Source organism: Argonema galeatum A003/A1 (assembly GCF_023333595.1).
In the GTDB taxonomy this organism is placed as follows: Bacteria; Cyanobacteriota; Cyanobacteriia; order Cyanobacteriales; family Aerosakkonemataceae; genus Argonema; species Argonema galeatum.
This window is the reverse complement of sequence record NZ_JAIQZM010000001.1, coordinates 139,525-157,161: the sequence shown is the minus strand read 5'-3', so window position 1 is coordinate 157,161 and position 17,637 is coordinate 139,525. Positions and strand designations below refer to the sequence as shown.

Below are 17,637 nucleotides of genomic sequence, written 5' to 3'. Positions count from 1 at the left end.
AGGTTAATTAGTTGCTGCAAAATGTTGATGGCGAACATTGGCATATCATTAGCGAAACAACCTGAATTTTTTCCTTTTGGTCGCAGTCCCTTTAACTTCCTCAACTGGTTCCTCTTCCTCAACTGGTTCCTCTTCCTCAACTGGTTCCTCTTCAACTGGTTCATCTTCCTCAAAGTCAAATTCTTTCTGTTTGAGAACTACTAAAGTTATGTCATCAAAAACCTTTTGTTTGCCGATAAATCCCTTAAGATCATCAACTATAGCTTGCTTAATTTCTTCGGCAGAGCCATCCCAGTTTTGACTGGCAACTTCACACAATCTCTCAATCCCATATTGTTCTTTATCCATGTTGTAGGCTTCAGGAATTCCATCGGTATAGAGGACTATTCCATCCCCTGCATTTAATTCGATGATGGTATGATTGATAAAATCAGTAATTTCCTCATCTAACCCAATTGGAAACCCCAGATCCATCGTGTTAACGCGCTCAATTTCGCCTCCCTTTCGCACTACAATCGTTTCCTCATGCTGACCGCTGATACTAATTTTGCCTTTTGTATAAGTGAGAATGACTAATGTCAAACTCTTCTCAGAATTCATCCGGCGGACATTTTTATAAAGAGTGCGGTTGAGGGCGTCTAAAAATTTAACTGGATCGAGTTCTCGAATCTCTTTAAGAGTACGGACTGCTGTTTGGGTCATGACCATTAAGATGCCACTTTCGAGTCCGTGTCCAGTGACATCACCGATCCCAATTGTAACTACGCCGTCTGTGTATAGGACATCATAATAGTCGCCGCCAACTTCGTCGGCTGGTTCCATAAAACCGGCAATTTCTAAACCTTCGATGGCTTCTAGTTCATCTGATGTAGGCAGAATCATGTGTTGCATTTGGCGCAACATCTCCAGTTCTTTAGCCATGCGGAAGTTTTCGGCTTGGAGGATGGCTTCGGCTTCGTTTCGCTTGAGAAGGTTTACATAAGCTTTAGAGTGGTAGCGGATGCGGGCGACCAGTTCTGCTTTGTCTGGGAGTTTGACTATATAATCGTTTGCGCCTAATGCAAAAGCTTTTGCTTTGATGAGGGGTTCTTCTTTGCTAGAGAGAACGATGAGGGGAACGTATCTGGTGGGAGCGTTTTGGGCTCTCAGAAAGCGTACTAAGACCAGTCCTTCCATTTCTGGCATAACTAGGTCTTGTAAGATGACTGTTGGCTGACATGACTTAGCGACTTTGAGTGCTTTGGTAGGGTCGCTACAGTAATGAAAGGTGATATCTTTTTCTGGAAGTAACATTCGACGAACGGCTTCGCCGATCATTGGTTGATCGTCGATGAGCAAGACTGTAATTGGATCTTCTGTCACTGCTTTCACTTACTTTTGAGATGTTGACCTGAAGATAGAAGGTAGGGAATACCTAGCGCATCATTGCTATTCGATCGATTAAGGTAGTGGCGATCGCATCTAGGGGTAAAACCTCCACCGCAGCACCCAAGTCTACTGCTGCTTTGGGCATCCCATAAACCACACAACTGGCCCGATCTTGGGCGATCGTATGCCATCCCTTGTTGCGTAACACACTTAGCCCCTCCGCTCCATCTCTGCCCATACCTGTTAGCAGCACAGCAGTTCCTGGGCGACTCCAGTGCTGAGCTACACTTTTGAAAAATACATCAACTGAAGGACGATAGGGATAATCAATCGGGTTTTTCGTATAACTTAAACTCAAAGAAGGTTGCAACGACAGGTGATCGTTCGTTCCGGCAATTAATACTTTTCCTACTTCGAGACGACTTCCTTGGGATGCTAGCTGCACGCTCAGGGGCGTTTGTTGATTTAGCCATTCTACTAAACTGGGGGTAAATTCTGCATCTACGTGCTGGACAATAACTACTGCTGCACCGAAAGAAGCCGGTAAGCGAGATAGGATCTTAGCCAGAGCGTTGGGCCCTCCTGTTGAAGAACCGATCGCCACTAGAGGAGGCAAACGGGATGCGCTGGGCGCGAAGATAGATTGAGGGCTTTCGGTATGGGTTTTGGATTTAGAAGTTCCGCCTGATTTGCCAATCAGTTTCCCGATCGTCACAATTTTCGCAAGCATTGCTTGGGCTGCTTCAGGGTTGCCGCTTGGGCCTAAAACTGGTGTGCTGACGGCATCTAATGCCCCATATCCCATTGCTTCAAATATTTTAGACGCATTTTGCCCAACACTAGCTGTTACCACCAGAATAGCGCAGGGAGAATTCTTCATGATCTGGCGAGTTGCTTCTACCCCATCCACGATCGGCATGACCAAATCCATCAGAATCAGGTCTGGGGTATCTTGGGCGCATTTAGTCACGGCTTCAGCACCATCCCGTGCTATCCAAGCCACTTGATAGCCTTTGACAGTCATCAAGACGCGCCGTAGCGTCTCTACTGCCATCACCATATCGTTTACAATTGCTATTCTCATATTATTTAGTCATTAGTCATTTTATTCTAAATTTAACCAATAATATCATGTCCGGTAACATTGTTAGTACATGAGCGCTCTCGTCAAATTGTCTGTTGTTCTCGTTGGTTAAATTTTTACCACAGATGAAGACAGATAAACACAGATGAACGCAGATAAGAACAGGATTTTGGATCTATCTCAGATTCATTCGAGATCGACCCAAAATCCAAAATCTAATGACCGATCAAATCGAACACTGCGTTTACTAACGTATCGTCCTGAAAGCTGGCTTTGGTTAAGTAATAATTTGCTCCAGCTTCTAAACCGCGTAGGCGGTCTTCTTCGCGGTCTTTATAGGAGACAATAATCACTGGGATTTTATTCAGTTTGGGATGATTTTTAATCTTGCTGGTAAACTCAATTCCGTTCATGCGGGGCATATCAACATCACTAACTACCAAATCGTAGTGATTTGTGGAAACTGCGTGCCAACCTTCCATTCCATCCACGGCGACATCAACCTTGTAACCTTTGTTTTGCAGCAATTTTCGTTCCATTTCGCGCACGGTAATGGAATCATCCACTACCAGAATACTCTTGCGGCTGTCTTTCACAACCCGATCGGCATTGCTAACAACACTGTTCAGATGGCTGGCATTAAGCAGATTATCAACAGAACGCATCAAGTCAGAAGCATCGACAATCAGGATCGGGGAACCGTCTCCCATTAAAGCAGCAGCACTAATATCTTGAACTTTCCCCAGTCTTGGTTCTAACGGTCTGACCACCAAATCGTGTTCGCCCAAAAAGCGATCGACCACCAGTCCGTAATAGTCTGATTGTTCGCTGATCACGACAACAGATAAGGTGTCGGACTTCGGCGGGGGTTGCTTCAACTCCAATACTTGATAAGCGGCTACTAAGCCGATATTCTTATTGTCCATAGTGAAATATTGCCGGTTTTCCACTGAGGAAATATCCTTTTTATCCACGTTGACAATTTGCTCAATCCGCGCTAGGGGAAAGGCATAAGGTTCGCCGGATATTTCTACTAAGAGGGTGCGAACAACCGAGAGTGTCAAAGGCAATTGGAAGTTAAAACTCATGCCTTTTCCTGGCTGAGAACTGGCTCGCACGTTGCCGCCAACATCGTGTGCCATGCTTTTAGCAATATCCAATCCAACACCGCGACCGGAAATTTCGGTGACTTGCTTGGCTGTGGAAAATCCAGGCAAAAACAGAAATTCCATCAGTTCGCTTTCGTTAAGCTGAGCTGCTATTTCCGGAGTTGCCAGACTTTTATCAATAATTTTTTGACGCAGGCGCTCTGGGTCGATTCCTCTACCATCGTCAGTGATGGTAATCGATAGCATTCCGCCGCGATGGACGGCTTCGAGTCGCACGGTTCCTTCTGCTGGTTTGCCTGCGGCTAGGCGCTCTTCGGGAAGCTCCATACCGTGATCGATCGCATTCCGCAAAATGTGGGTGAGGGGAGCTTCCAGTTTTTTGATGATATCGCGATCGACTGGCGTGGCTTTGCCGAGAATATCAAATTTAACTTGTTTGTTCAGCTTCCTGGCTAAATCGCGCAGCATCCGGGGAAATCCCTGCACCCCATCGGCGAAGGGACGCATATTAGAAGCGATTACTTCCCGGTAGAGGCGATCGCTTAAGGAGCCGGTGCGACGGGCATATAATTCTAGTTCGATCAGGCGATCGCTCAAAATTTGCCGACATTCCCGCTCCTTGGCGCGAGCGGCTTCTAAATAAGTGCCGGTATCTTGATTGTGGTGGACTGCCAGAGTTTGCTGAAAATTCTCTAAAATTTTCGATAATTCCAGTTGGCGTTTCTTGAGGATCGTCAGGGAATCGGCAAAGGGCTGAAGCCAATTTGCCTCGATCAGAGATTCCCCTGCCAAACCCATGATGCGATTTAAGTTTTCGGCGGAAACCCGTACAACGCGATCGCTATTCGCCGCATCTTCTGCGGGCGGCTTGGCTTTCTCCACATTACCAGATGTTTGCGTAGCGATCGATTTGGTTTCCTTCCCCCCAGTTGGTTGTGTTTGGATGCCAGCAGACGCAGCAACAACCATTTCTTGCTTTGGCCCAGAAGCCGATTGTGCCTGAGTTTCCTGCTTTGAGGGTGCCCTTTTAACTGGGGCCGATCCCGGTGTCAGCAGAGCAGAAATTTCCTCTCTAGTATTTTCAACATCTTCCCGATTTTCCTTAACCCAACTTTGCCCGTGCTGACTGATGTTGATGAGCAGATCTACTCCATGTAGCAGCACATCAACCCCATCTGCCTCCAGAGTAATCTTTTGGTTCTGTGCTGCTACAAAGGCGTCCTCCATCACGTGAGCCAAACCGACAGCAGCATCAAGCGCCACGATGCGGGCGGCTCCTTTAACGGAATGGGCCGCTCGCATTAAAGACTCCAGTACTTTGGGAGACCCCGGTTGGCTTTCCAGGGCTAACAGTCCCTCATTTAAGACGGTTGCTTGGGCGTCTACTTCCATCTGGAATAACTCCAACATTGAGGTGTCGCCGATGCTTGACATCTCATCTGCTTCTGGAGAAGATTCACTGTCTGCGATCGCGGTTGTTTGTGACTGACTGGGCGTTTGTTGATTATAAACGGGGGTAACATCTATAGCAGGCAGGTTTGGTACAATTTTTGTCTGTTTCCTGTTGAAATCATCTTCTAAACTTACTTCTTCTGTTGGTATTTCCGGCTTTGCAGATTTGCTTTTTGCCTCTACCCTTCGCTTAGAAACTGATGCCGTACCCAGCGTCAGCACGTTAGCAATACTGTCTGTAATAGTTTCGATCTCATCTTGATTTTCTGATAGCCAAACCTCTAAATTTTCTTCTTTAACCCTGCTAATATTTAACAATAAATCGACCCCTTGCCGCAGCACGTCGATCTGACCACCACTCAGAGTAACGCTTTGCTTTTGGGCATTATCAAGGCAACTCTCTATGCCCTGAGACAGGTTAATAGCCGCATCGATTTCGACCAGCCTAGCGGTTCCTTGGATTGCATTAGCAACGCGCATCAACGATTCCAGCATTGGGCGAGTCTGGGGTTCGCTTTCCAGGGATAATAGCCCCTGGTTTAATATGGCAGCTTGGGCTTCCACTTCCTGCCGGAACACATCTAGCATCGTGAACTCGCTCATCATATACCCCCTCTTAATTTGTTATATAGCAACCTTCTCGGCAGTTAGGACGTTCTTAATTCCACCAAACCTTTGATTGCCCTTTCTTCCCTCTTCCCTCTTCCCTCTTCCCTAGCCCCTAGCCCCTAGCCCCTAGTCCCTAGCTATAAAATTCTTTTATTTAAAGTGGAAAACAATAAATCCGAATCTAGGTAATTAACTTTATGCCCCTGCCAGCGAATCACCCCTTTTGTATAAGCTTCTGTGGCTTTTGAAATCACGACTGGTGTATTTTGTAATTCCCTTAGTGGGAAGCGATGAATACCGCAAACTTCATCAACAATAAAAACCCAGTGATTTTCTTGGCTTCCCACAACTATCATTCGTTTAGCCGCAAGAGAACTAACACTATCTGAAGAGTTAGCTTTATCTTCCAGGTCAAGCAGATGGCTGAGGGAAACGCACATGAGAATTTCGCCTCTAATGTTGACCAAACCCATAAACAGTTCGCTGTTGCGGTGGGGTAGTGTATGAATTATACAGGGATCTGTCACTTCCTGAAGTAATCCTACTGGCACAGCTAACCATTCGCCGCCCAGCATAAATATCATAACTGATACGGTTTCTACAGAAGAAACAATGGCTCCGTTAACTTGTGCTTTAGAACTAACGGGGGGAGTTTTTGCTAAAATCTCAGTCCACTCGTTGACATACTCTGGTGGTGCTTCCCTTTCTAATAAACTGCGTCCGGCGGCAGAATAAACGGGGCAGTTACGACAGTGAATCACTGTTTTGAGTTGTTCGCAGGACCGATCGCCCTCAACTCCTATTTTATTCCAGCAATCGTTACTCATAACCCTCCTGACAACCTAGTTTACTGTAAACAATCACCTCTTAGCGGCTTGAAAACGAAATACCTCCATGCGTAAGCCTTACGCCCCCTTGTTCAATTGCCGCAGCGCACCATTAATCTCACGCAAAGACTGAGCTGTTTGCGATGAAGCTTCAGTTAATTGTACCATTGCCTCACTGATTTGCTCAGCCGCCTGGGACTGTCCTTCCATGTTGTTACTCACCTGTTGAAAGCGGGGTGTTAAGGTTTGCACTTGCCCAATAATTGACTCTAATTTACCACCGATATTACGAACATCATCTACACTCATTTCTACATCTTTGGTAAACTTATCCATTTCCATCACCCCTGTGGAAACTGCCCCTTGCATCTCTTTTACCATATTTTCGATGTCCAAGGTCGCCACTGCTGTTTGATCCGCTAGGCGGCGAATTTCTCTGGCTACCACAGCAAAACCCGTGCCGTACTCTCCGGCTTTTTCGGCTTCAATTGCCGCGTTGAGTGAAAGCAAATTGGTTTGATCCGCTACTTTGGTGATAGTGGTAACAATGCTATTAATACTGTTAGCTTTTTCGCTAATCGTTCCCAGTTTTGACGAGATGGTATTAGTTGAATCCGCTAATTTCAGCATGGTTTTTTCCATCTGGATCAGGTCTTTTTGACTCTCCCCCGCTGCCTGTGCAGTTACTTGGGATGTCTGCTCTACTTCATCTATCGTTTTTACTAGGTGTTTGGAATTGGCAGAAATTTCTTTCGCTGTAGCGGCAACTTCATTTGTTGAGGCAACCTGTTCTGTCATTGTTGCCTCCAATTGTTTGCCAGAAGCAGCGATTTGGATGGAAGAAGTGGTAATTTTAGCCACAGATTGCTGAACATAAATACCCAAGAACACAGCAGTTAGCGGCCCAACAATCACACCTATAACTATCCAAAATGTGCTGCTCGCCGCATCTTGAACGGCTGTTTTGCGAACAGTGTTTGCCATGTTTTCATGGTATGATATGAGTTCTTGCAGTGCGTTTGTTGATGATTCAAATGTGGTATCTAATGTCGTCGCTGCGTAATCATTCATCTTGTTGATTACCCCAGCCGCACCCTCTGCGGCTGCATACTCAGGTGTATTAGTTTTTCCCTGCTTCACCAGATCAGTTATAACTTCTCTGGGGTTAATGACGCCATATTTCAAAAATTCTTCGTGAAGCTTGACAAATTTATTATGAGATGCTACCCATTTGTCTCCTTCTGGCACAACTTTTTTATAAAGGTTATCTTCTTGTGGATCGCGAGGTATTTTTGCGTAGTCGTTAAAGGCTGCATCCATCTCTTTCATAGTAGCCTCCATTTCTGCCGTATTTTTCTGCCTTTGCTCGGCAGTTAAGGCTGTAACCATCAACAAGTTTTCTAATGATCGAACTCTAGATTGTGCTTCGTTGACTTTCCACAGATTGATCATGCTGGGAAAAGCCTTATCGCTGACTATTGCGAGGTCATTGCTCAGTCGCGAAGTGGCAAACCAGCCGATTAAACCCACTATTAATACAAGTACACCAACCAGCATAAATGAGCTGACGATCCGCGTTGGCAATGACATATTTTTGAACATCTGTTTCGTCCTACTTTGTGACGCCTTATTGGCATTGGCGGCTAGATTGCAGTCATGCTGACTCAACATTAATTATGACCTTTTTGAGATCAAAGCTAACTGACTTTATAAGCAGAGATTTGCTGGCGCAAGCCTTGTGCCGTCTCGTTCAATTCCCTTATCGCACTGTTAATCTCCCGTAGAGATTGAGTCGTTTGCGAAGCTGCTTCACTCAATTGAACCATTCCTTCTCTGATTTGCTGTGCCCCCTGTGACTGTTCCTCCATGCTGCTACTCACCTGTTGAAAGCGGGGACTTAGGGTTTGCACTTGCTCGATAATTGCTTCTAATTTACCGCCGATATTACGGACATCTTCCACGCCGTGTTCTACATCTTTAGTGAACTTATCCATTTCCATCACCCCTGTGGAAACTGCCCCTTGCATCTCTTTTACCATATTTTCGATGTCCAAGGTCGCCACTGCTGTTTGATCCGCTAGGCGGCGAATTTCTCTGGCTACCACAGCAAATCCTGTGCCGTACTCTCCGGCTTTTTCGGCTTCAATTGCCGCGTTGAGTGAGAGTAAGTTGGTTTGATCTGCTACTTTGGTGATGGTGGTAACAATGCTGTTAATGCTGTTAGCTTTTTCGCTAATCGTTCCCAATTTTGACGAGATGGTATTAGTTGAATCGGCCAAGTTCCGCATAGTTTTCTCCATCTGGATCAGGTCTTTTTGACTCTCACCCGTCCCCTGAGCTGTGGCTTGCGACGTATACCCAACTTCATCCATCGTCTTCACCAGTTTTCCGGAGGTGGTAGCAATCTGCTTTACTGTCGCGACCATCTCATTGGTGGAAGCTGCCTGTTCTGTCATCGTTGCCTCCAGTTCCTTGCCTGAAGCCGCCATTTGGGTGGCAGAACTGGTAATCTTAATCCCAGCTTGCTGCACTTGAAGAATTAAAGCACTCAAGTTTTTGGCGAGGTTGAAAATCATATATGCCACCACTAGGGCGAGCGCTGTAATGGCTATAGATGATAATATTATTAAGTTAAGCGCCCTTTCTGTTTCATCACTCCTCGCGCTCAACGAGTCTAGCTCTATTTTGCTAAATTCTTCATTTAGTTTGTCGAATGCCCCCAAATTGCTTTTCGATTCTCTCAGGTATGTATCTACTGCTTCTTGTTGCTTACCTTCATCTCTCAAACGGAAAGTTCTTTTCGAGAGTTCTTCAAATTGATTTTCCAGATCTAGCATCCTAGCAAATCTTTCTTTTTGTTGGGCATTGGGATTTTCTCTAATTAGTATTTCTGCCCGTTTGCTAGATTCTGCATACTTATTTTTCTGGTTATCAAAAGATTCTAAAGCACCCTCAGCATTGCCCACAAGTAGATAGCCGCGAACTTGCCGAGCCATCATCGAAACTCTCAAAACCATTTGATTTGTTTCTAGAACCGTATTCCGCCCTATTCTTGTTTTCTTGTACATTTCGATTGAGCGAGAAGCATTTAGATATACTAGCCCGCTCAACAATATGAAGAATATAGCGGGAAGCGAATAAGTAAAGAGGATGCGTTGTCGAAAGTTCATTTGGTCAAACATTATGATTCCTCTCGTATTCCTGATGGGGTTTATACATTAAATTTTTTCAACTCACGTAGTTGCGACTTTAAACCGAGACACTTCCTGGCGTAAACCTTGCGCTGCCTCATTTAATTGATTAATCGCACCGTTAACTTCCCGCAAAGACTGGGCTGTTTGCGATGAAGCTTCACTTAGTTGCACCATTGCCTCGCTAATTTGCTGTGCCCCCTGTGACTGTCCCTCCATGCTGTTACCCACTTCTTGAAAGCGGGGAGTTAAGGTTTGCACTTGCTCGATAATTGATTCTAATTTCGCTCCGATATGACTGACACTTTCTACTCCCTGTTCGACTTCTTTGGTGAACTTATCCATTTCCATCACCCCTGTGGAAACTGCCCCTTGCATCTCTTTGACCATATTTTCGATGTCCAAGGTCGCCACTGCTGTTTGATCCGCTAGGCGGCGAATTTCTCTGGCTACCACAGCAAATCCTGTGCCGTACTCTCCGGCTTTTTCGGCTTCAATCGCGGCGTTAAGTGAGAGTAAGTTGGTTTGATCTGCTACTTTGGTGATCGTGGTGACAATGCTATTAATACTGTTAGCTTTATCGCTAATTACTCCCAGTTTGGCAGAGATACTGCCGGTAGAACCTGCCAACTTCCTCATGGTTGCTTCCATGTTGTTCAAGTCTTTTTGACTGTCTCCTGCTGCTTGTGCTGTGACTTGCGATGTGTGTTCGACTTGCTCGATCGTTTTGACTAGGTGTTTGGAATTGGCGGAAATTTCTCTGGCTGTGGCGGCGACTTCATTTGTTGAGGCAACCTGTTCTGTCATTGTGGCCTCTAGTTGTTTGCCTGAAGCTGCGATTTGGGTGGCCGATGTGGTAATTTGAATGCCCGATTGCTGCACTTGCCGGATTAATGAATTTAGGTTTTGGATCATGGTGCGGAAGGCAACCATTAATCTCCCTACCTCATCTCGATCCTCTGTGATTGGAACTTGAGTAGTCAAATCCCCAACAGAAACTTTTTCTGCTACCCCGACAACGCCTGCAATTTTAGCTCCCAAGGGTTTGGCTATTGTATTGCTGAAGTACCAACCAAATACCACCGCAATCGTCGGCCCAAGGATCAGACATAAGATAATCAAGAATGTGCTTGTCGCTACATCTCGCTCGGCTGTCTTCTGAGCATTGTCTGCCAATTTCTCGTTGTATGCCAGGAGTTCTAACAGTACGTTTGTTGATGAATCGAATGAAGGCTGAAGTTTTGTATTTGCATATTCATTCATTCTGGCAAGAGCATCAGAAGCTGCTTGAGCAGCTGCATACTCTGGTGTATTGCCTTTTCCTTGGTTCAATAAATCAATCTGAACTCTTCTGGGATTGCTCACACCTAATCTCAGAAATTGATCGTGTAACTGAAAGAACTGTTGATTAGTTTCTTTCCAACCGTTCCATGCGATCGCAACTTTTTGGTAGATTTTGTCTTCATCTGGATCGCGAGAAAGTTTTTGGTAAGTATTAAAGGCATCATCTATATCTTTTAATGCCTGCTGAGACCTAGTTAATTCTTGTTGTCTTTGAGACTCATTTAGCGATGTACTATTCAGCGATTTTGCAGCCCCAAATGCTCTTGCTTGTGCTTCGTTAGCTTTCCACAAATTGACTGTACTGGGAAAAGCATTTCCCGATATATTGCTGAGGTGGCCGCTCAGTCGTGAAATCCCAATCCAGCCTATTACAGCGACTATTAATACAAGTACACCCACGCACATAAATGCGGTGAATAGTCGCGCTTGCATATTCTGGTTTTTTAGCATGATTTTCGCCCCTGTTTGTGATTGTTTGTTTTTTGTTGGTTTGACTAAGTGTAAGTTTCTATTTTAGCTGACTGCTGTCCAGTTGTCTAAGATTTTTGCAGTCGTTGAATTCGTTGTCTTAGGACTGTTGCGCCAGCAACATCCCCACGATGTTCTTTGAGTAAACTTAGGTGTAAGAGTGCTTCATAGTTATTTGGCTCCAAATAAATCGCTTTTTGAAAGCATTGCTCTGCTTGTTTCTCAAACCCTCTAGCTTGATGGATTTGTCCGAGCAAGAGATAAGCTTCAACACTGGTAGAATTCTCCTTTAGATAGGTTTCGCAGAGTTTAGCTGCTTCATCTAACTGTCCGCTATCAGCTAATTTGCGTGCTGTCTCAAAATTGAGGGGTAGAGTTTGTTTTGAATTTGCCTCCTTTGGTTTAATCAAGGGTATTGTTTCGCTCTTTGGAGAACTTGGCTTTGACCGTGGACTATTTTGAGGTTGACTCGGTTTGGCAATTTCAAATAGTTGGGCGGCAGGTTTTTGCTGAGATGAATTTAAGTTATAATTTGGTGAAAATTCAACTTTATTTTTGAGAGAAAGGCTTTCTCCATTTTTTATTTGAGCGTATTTATTGTCCTCTTTACGGTAAGCAAAAGCAAAAGGATGCCGCACGGATACGAACCCTGAATCCAATATCTGTGATGTTTCAGCGTGTCCCAAAAATAACAACCCTTCTTTGGCTAATAAACGATTTAAATTGTCAATGCTCTGTTCTCTCGTAGGGCGTTCAAAATAAATTAATACGTTGCGGCAAAAGATTATATTGTAATGGGATTTTTCCCTTAAAAAGTCTGGTTCTACTAAATTGCCAGACATGAAATTAACGGCATTTTTAACCAAATCGCACAATTGATATTTATCGTCCTTTTTGGTAAAATAGCGTTTCTGAAATTCTAGGTTGTTTCCCCGAAAAGAATTTTGACTATAGATAGCTTCTTTGGCTCTAAGTAGGGAGTTTTTGCTAATATCAACGGCATCAATGCGAAACTGATTAGGAGTCAAACCTGCATTGATAAGCGTCATGGCAATTGAGTAAGGTTCTTCTCCAGAAGAACAGGGTACGCTTAGCAGACGTAAGATGCGGTGTCTTTGGGTGGGCAACCATTCAGATGTGACATAACGCTCCAAAAAAATAAAAGGTTCCCAATCTCGAAAAAACCAAGTTTCCGGGACAATTACTAATTCAACCAACTCTTCAAATTCCTTGGTTGATGTTTGTAATAGCTGGAAATAGGTTGGCAAATCAGGCAAATTACAGGCTATCCTTCGCCTTTCTACAGATCTGGCAATTTCCCCTGAGCCAAGGATGCTGGCAGCCAAACCAACTTTTTCTTTCAGCAGTGCTTCAATTGTTTCCTGGATCATTGCTCTTTATCGTTACTCCCTGCTAATAAATACTTTTGTTGGGAATCTGACAGCAGATATTCTAACCTAATGCGCTGGATCATGCCTTTATCATCCATAAGCATTTCTCCTAAATAAGGAGGGGTATTGTCTAATGGCGTTCCTGCATCGATTAAATCACTATCTGGCTTATTTAAAGTTTCGGTGACTCGTTCTGCCATCAAACCGAGGTAGCGCTTGCTGTTATCCTTCCCAAAGTAGTTGACCATGATAATCCGAGTACTCAGGTAGGAACGGCTGGGCTTGCCTTGAATTAGATGGCAGATATCGATGACTGGTACGATCGCACCTCTATATTTAAACAAACCGGCAACATAGTCAGGAACGTGGTGTATCTTTCTAAGGATGACTCTTGGTATAACTTCAACAACCTGGGAACTATCCAGAGCATAAAGATTATCCCCAACATAGAAAAGTAGCATTAACATAGGCTGGCTTTCCCTAATAATTACCTATTACCAGTCGGTTGTTTGACAACCAAAAACCTGGTATATAAAACCTTTGATTCCGTAACTCATTATACAGAGTTTTAGTGCTGACACACATAAGACTGAGAAGGTTTTTTAAATCATATAGCTGGGCTGTAGATAGATTATCACGAATTGTATAAATTATTGTATCATATTTTACCGTTTGCTGCTATTAAATCAATATTAAATAATTTATATTTCAATAAAAGGAGGAAAGGTAGGTAAAGTAGGATCTCTTTATTTAATTTAATTTTTATTTAAGCGTAAATATTAAGGAATGTTAATATGGATTGGCTGTTTTTGATAAAAATCATCCATATTGGGATTTAGCGATGACCAAGAAACCGCGCAGTCAGAGGAAAGTTAACATGGCAGTCAAGCTATGCCTAGTGCCGAAGATCACTCATTCACTCATTCAAAAATCCTTTGAGTGTAAGGCATTTCACTACTTATGAACTGGTGGGTTATTTCTGCCGCGCTGCACTAGAGTGCCCAAAAGTTTTCGGATAGGATCTTACTCCCTTCCCGGTGGAAGACTATGTATAGTGGGAGGGCGAAGCATTGCGGGATTAATCTTAATTCAAAACCGAAACGTTAATTCCGCAATGCTAATGCCTACGGCACGCTGAGCGCATCCGCGCCGCTACGCGAACGCGAACGCCCCTACATAATCTTGTGGCGGGAACGGAGTAATAGATAAAATTATTGTACAATAAAAGTTATGCAAGATTGGTGGAAAGCAACATTTCCTAAAGGTCGGCAGACCTTAAAAATTATAGATGCTAACGGGCACGCGGTTTCAATTGCTTATGGCGAAAAGGGAACAGGAAAACCGCTATTTTTAGTTCACGGTGTTGGCAGTTGGAGCTACAATTGGCGTTACAGTGTAGAACCGCTATCTCAATACTTTCGGGTGATTTGTTTTGATGCTAAAGGTTACGGATTTTCAGAAAAACCTGTGGGTCGAGAAAAACCAGATCATCAAATTATTGAATTAGAGCGAATAATGAGGGCTTTATGCGATGAACCGGCTGTTGTTGTGGCTGAATCGCTGGGCGCACTTGCTAGCCTTGCGGTTGCTGAGGTTTATCCCAAATTAGTGGCACGGTTGGTAGTAATAAATGTGTCGATTTTTCCTAAAGGTTTGCCTCATTGGGGAATGTTGCTGCTGTCTCAAATGCCGCTGGAGTTGCTGGAAACAATTGACTATGCTAGAATGACGTACTTGTTGGCACCGCTTGTACGGGAAATTATGGCGATCGAACGGCGTTCTGTATTATTCGATCCATCAAAGTTAACTGAGTTAGATTCATACTGGATAAGTTATCCGTTTATTGAACTGCCGGGTACTGTTACGAAGGTAGCAGAAGACTTACAAATAGCGGCACAGGAAATTAAATCTTTGCAAGAAAATAAACCGAATCTGATTAGTAAAATTCAAAATAATCTGGATAGTATTAAGTGTCCTACGCTGATTTTATGGGGTAAGGAAGATAGCTGGTTTCCGTATAGCGATGGGGAAAAATTGCGCGATCGCATCCCTGGAAGCAAATTACAAATTCTCCCTAACTGCAATCACGATGCGTCATCCGGTTCTCCAGATGCAGTCAACGCAGCAGTTCTTCAGTTTCTGCGGGATACCGATTTCCTTAACCAATAGGAATAGCAGATGACTCCAATTTGACCGCTAACTTGACGCCAAACTCTGCTTCAAAAGAACTTTTTTTATAATCTAAACTCCAAAGTTCCAAAGCGCAGTCATCGTCGGAATGTGACGGAAAAAGTCGGAAACAAATTTCTCGACTACCTGGGCGATATTCGCACTGCACTCGCTTAATTGCGCCAATTTCTCGGCGATCGAGTGCAACTGCTAATCGCAACAATGCACTCAACTGACTCACCATTTGTCGATGTTCTTTTGTGGGCAGGTTGCGATAGTTATCGTGCTTTTTCTTGGGGGCAGTTTTGCGGTGGTAACGAGCGAAATTGGCAATGATATCTATCTCGGTTTCCGTGTAGCCGAGTAACTCGCTATTGCGAATCAAATAGTAGGAGTGTTTGTGGTGGGCTGAATGACTCACATGGTGTCCGCAGTTGTGTAGAATTGCAGCTGCCCAGAGGAGTTCCCGTTCGTAGTCACCCCAGTTGTGCAGGGTGCCTTGGGTTTGGTCAAATAGGCTAAGGGCAAATTCTGCGACTCGCTGACTGTATTCCAGTTTGACTTGATATTTCTGGGCGCTTTTAATGACGCTACGCTGGCGGACTGAACTTTGATAGCGCAGTCGATCTTCTATTAAACCGTGAGTGAGCATCCAGTCAACTATGACGCCTTCGCGGAGACTTCGTTCGCAAATTGCGATCGCATCCCGCCCTAGCAGCGTCATTGCTTCTTGTAAAATTATGGCCCCGGCAACGATAATTTCCGATCGCCGATCCGACATCCCCGGAATGGCGGCGCGTTCTGCATAATTCATCTTTCTCAAGCGGAGAACTAGCTCGCGCAAATCTTTCAGGCTAAACTGATAGCCGTTTAGGGGAGTGGGAACCATGCCCAACTTTTCGCGGGCGATGATAATTGCTATAGTTTCAATAGTGCCAGCGGTGCCAACTAAGCGGGGAGACTCACCCGGTTTCAGATGTTCGCGCAACTCCTCGACCGATCGCTCTAGCATTCCCCGCACGTAAGCTTGCAGAGAGAGGAATTCGGCGTTGCTGATGGGGTCGGTACTGACAAATTCGGCGGTGAGCCTAACTGCGCCTATTTTAGTGCTGCTGAGACTTCGCGGTTCGTGATTATCTCCCAAAATTAATTCGGTGGAACCGCCGCCAATATCTATAATAGTGTGGGGCTGATTGTTGAATTCCATCCCTGAGAGTACGCCCAAATAAATGCGTCGCGCTTCTTCTTGTCCGGAGATTAAATCGACGCGCAACCCGATTTCAGCTTCGATTTGTTTCAAGAAGTCTCGCCCATTGGGCGCTTCCCGCACCGCACTGGTGGCGACGGCAATAATTTGTTCGGCGTTTAAGCTTTTGGCGACTTCTTGACAGCGACGTAGAGTTGCGATCGCTTTTTGCATTATCTCTGGTTTTAGGTTACCAGTTTCTGGGTCGCGATCGCCCAATCTTACCGTGTCTTTCTCTCTCTCAACGATCGTAAAAGCTGGTAGAGCAGGTATAATCCGCACCACTACCATGTGAATAGAATTTGTACCAATATCAATAGCAGCGAGAATACGGTCTTTCTCCAAAGTACCGCCAGAAATATCTGAAACTGAATTTACCATCATAAATTTATCTAGGGTTATAACCCCATTCCCTCCACAAATAAAGATATCCTATAGGGGGTAAAAGTAATGCAAATATTTAATTGATGCCATGTCGATCCAGCAAGAACTACAACCCGAACCAACCTGGCTAACCATTATTCGGCTCTTGAGGTGGGATAAACCAGCAGGACGCTTGATTTTGATGATTCCGGCTCTTTGGGCTGTGTTTTTGGCATCGCATGGCACGCCACCTCCATCGCTTGTAGGCGTCATTGTACTTGGTACTTTAGCTACCAGTGCTGCTGGTTGTGTAGTTAACGATTTATGGGATCGGGATATCGATCCGCAAGTGGAAAGAACGCGATCGCGCCCCCTCGCTGCTCGCGCTTTGACTGTACGCACGGGCATTGCAGTAGCATTTGTTGCTATGATTTGCGCTGGTGTTTTAGCGTTGTATCTCAATCCTTTAAGCTTTTGGCTTTGCGTGGCGGCTGTTCCGGTTATTGTATTTTATCCTACAGCCAAGCGGGTGTTTCCCGTGCCCCAGTTGGTGCTTTCTCTAGCCTGGGGTTTTGGAGTGTTGATTAGCTGGAGTGCTGCGATCGCGCATTTAGAACCTGCCACTTGGCTTCTCTGGGGTGCTACGGTACTCTGGACGCTGGGATTCGATACGGTTTATGCCATGAGTGACAGGGAAGACGACCTGAAGATTGGCATTAACTCCAGCGCGATATTCTTTGGTCGTTACGCCGCTGAGGCTGTTGGCATTTTCTTTATCGGTACAGCTGGTTTGCTAGGGAGTCTCGCTGTCGTCATGCAATTGCATTGGAGCTTTTGGCTATCGCTGGGGATAGGTATTTTAGCATGGGTTTGGCATTATTCCCGATTGCGACAAGAAGATTTACCAAAACCAGTTTACGGTGAAATCTTTCGGCAGAATGTCTGGATTGGCTTTATTTTACTTGCTGGTGCGATCGCAGGAACTTTGTTGTGATTTGACACTCTGCGCTCCTGAG

General features: G+C 44.8%; 12 protein-coding genes. 2 read left to right on the top strand and 10 right to left on the bottom strand.

What is annotated here, in order from left to right; translation table 11 throughout:
• Positions 1–48 precede the first annotated feature (48 nt).
• From LAY41_RS32100 to LAY41_RS00690, 9 genes are all read right to left on the bottom strand, one after another.
• A complete protein-coding gene (locus LAY41_RS32100; RefSeq protein ID WP_420840296.1) occupies positions 49–1,317 on the bottom strand; it encodes a SpoIIE family protein phosphatase in 1,269 nt (422 codons plus the stop codon).
• A 97-nt stretch (positions 1,318–1,414) separates the two neighbouring features.
• Positions 1,415–2,452, bottom strand: a complete 1,038-nt coding sequence (cheB, locus tag LAY41_RS00725) for a chemotaxis response regulator protein-glutamate methylesterase (protein WP_249093033.1) — start codon at positions 2,450–2,452, stop codon at positions 1,415–1,417.
• Between the two features lie 215 nt (positions 2,453–2,667).
• Positions 2,668–5,619 (bottom strand): hybrid sensor histidine kinase/response regulator, encoded by a 2,952-nt coding sequence (locus LAY41_RS00720; RefSeq protein WP_338022908.1) that lies wholly within the window; start codon positions 5,617–5,619, stop codon positions 2,668–2,670.
• A 140-nt stretch (positions 5,620–5,759) separates the two neighbouring features.
• Positions 5,760–6,449 carry a chemotaxis protein CheW gene (locus LAY41_RS00715; RefSeq protein WP_249093031.1) on the bottom strand — a complete coding sequence of 230 codons (690 nt, stop codon included), beginning with the start codon at positions 6,447–6,449 and terminating at the stop codon, positions 5,760–5,762.
• Positions 6,450–6,527: 78 nt separating this feature from the next.
• Complete coding sequence (locus LAY41_RS00710; protein ID WP_249093028.1) at positions 6,528–8,120, bottom strand: HAMP domain-containing methyl-accepting chemotaxis protein; 1,593 nt, start codon at positions 8,118–8,120, stop codon at positions 6,528–6,530.
• Between the two features lie 26 nt (positions 8,121–8,146).
• Positions 8,147–9,466, bottom strand: a complete 1,320-nt coding sequence (locus LAY41_RS00705) for a methyl-accepting chemotaxis protein (protein WP_249093026.1) — start codon at positions 9,464–9,466, stop codon at positions 8,147–8,149.
• Between the two features lie 216 nt (positions 9,467–9,682).
• A complete protein-coding gene (locus LAY41_RS00700; RefSeq protein WP_249093024.1) occupies positions 9,683–11,434 on the bottom strand; it encodes a methyl-accepting chemotaxis protein in 1,752 nt (583 codons plus the stop codon).
• Between the two features lie 86 nt (positions 11,435–11,520).
• Positions 11,521–12,843 (bottom strand): CheR family methyltransferase, encoded by a 1,323-nt coding sequence (locus LAY41_RS00695; RefSeq protein ID WP_249093022.1) that lies wholly within the window; start codon positions 12,841–12,843, stop codon positions 11,521–11,523.
• A complete protein-coding gene (locus LAY41_RS00690; protein ID WP_249093020.1) occupies positions 12,840–13,310 on the bottom strand; it encodes a chemotaxis protein CheW in 471 nt (156 codons plus the stop codon). The genes LAY41_RS00695 and LAY41_RS00690 overlap by 4 nt, the downstream gene beginning before the upstream one ends.
• Before the next feature lie 763 nt (positions 13,311–14,073).
• Here LAY41_RS00690 and LAY41_RS00685 point away from each other — a divergent pair.
• Positions 14,074–15,012, top strand: coding sequence for an alpha/beta fold hydrolase (locus LAY41_RS00685; protein WP_249093017.1), 939 nt, complete (start codon positions 14,074–14,076; stop codon positions 15,010–15,012).
• Here the strand turns inward: LAY41_RS00685 and LAY41_RS00680 are convergent.
• Positions 15,002–16,639 carry a Ppx/GppA phosphatase family protein gene (locus LAY41_RS00680; RefSeq protein ID WP_249094017.1) on the bottom strand — a complete coding sequence of 546 codons (1,638 nt, stop codon included), beginning with the start codon at positions 16,637–16,639 and terminating at the stop codon, positions 15,002–15,004. The two genes, LAY41_RS00685 and LAY41_RS00680, sit on opposite strands and share 11 nt — an antisense overlap.
• Before the next feature lie 91 nt (positions 16,640–16,730).
• On the opposite strand from LAY41_RS00680, the gene LAY41_RS00675 reads away from it, so the two are divergent.
• A complete protein-coding gene (locus LAY41_RS00675) occupies positions 16,731–17,615 on the top strand; it encodes a 4-hydroxybenzoate solanesyltransferase (protein ID WP_249093015.1) in 885 nt (294 codons plus the stop codon).
• The last annotated feature ends 22 nt before the right edge of the window (positions 17,616–17,637 follow it).

Bases quoted from the DNA above. Each gene is read 5' to 3' on its own strand.
- LAY41_RS32100 (WP_420840296.1), bottom strand. From the start codon at position 1,317: ATGATCGGCGAAGCCGTTCGTCGAATGTTACTTCCAGAAAAAGATATC.
- cheB (WP_249093033.1), bottom strand. From the start codon at position 2,452: ATGAGAATAGCAATTGTAAACGATATGGTGATGGCAGTAGAGACGCTA.
- LAY41_RS00720 (WP_338022908.1), bottom strand. From the start codon at position 5,619: ATGATGAGCGAGTTCACGATGCTAGATGTGTTCCGGCAGGAAGTGGAA.
- LAY41_RS00715 (WP_249093031.1), bottom strand. From the start codon at position 6,449: ATGAGTAACGATTGCTGGAATAAAATAGGAGTTGAGGGCGATCGGTCC.
- LAY41_RS00710 (WP_249093028.1), bottom strand. From the start codon at position 8,120: ATGTTGAGTCAGCATGACTGCAATCTAGCCGCCAATGCCAATAAGGCG.
- LAY41_RS00705 (WP_249093026.1), bottom strand. From the start codon at position 9,466: ATGGTTTTGAGAGTTTCGATGATGGCTCGGCAAGTTCGCGGCTATCTA.
- LAY41_RS00700 (WP_249093024.1), bottom strand. From the start codon at position 11,434: ATGCTAAAAAACCAGAATATGCAAGCGCGACTATTCACCGCATTTATG.
- LAY41_RS00695 (WP_249093022.1), bottom strand. From the start codon at position 12,843: ATGATCCAGGAAACAATTGAAGCACTGCTGAAAGAAAAAGTTGGTTTG.
- LAY41_RS00690 (WP_249093020.1), bottom strand. From the start codon at position 13,310: ATGTTAATGCTACTTTTCTATGTTGGGGATAATCTTTATGCTCTGGAT.
- LAY41_RS00685 (WP_249093017.1), top strand. From the start codon at position 14,074: ATGCAAGATTGGTGGAAAGCAACATTTCCTAAAGGTCGGCAGACCTTA.
- LAY41_RS00680 (WP_249094017.1), bottom strand. From the start codon at position 16,639: ATGGTAAATTCAGTTTCAGATATTTCTGGCGGTACTTTGGAGAAAGAC.
- LAY41_RS00675 (WP_249093015.1), top strand. From the start codon at position 16,731: ATGTCGATCCAGCAAGAACTACAACCCGAACCAACCTGGCTAACCATT.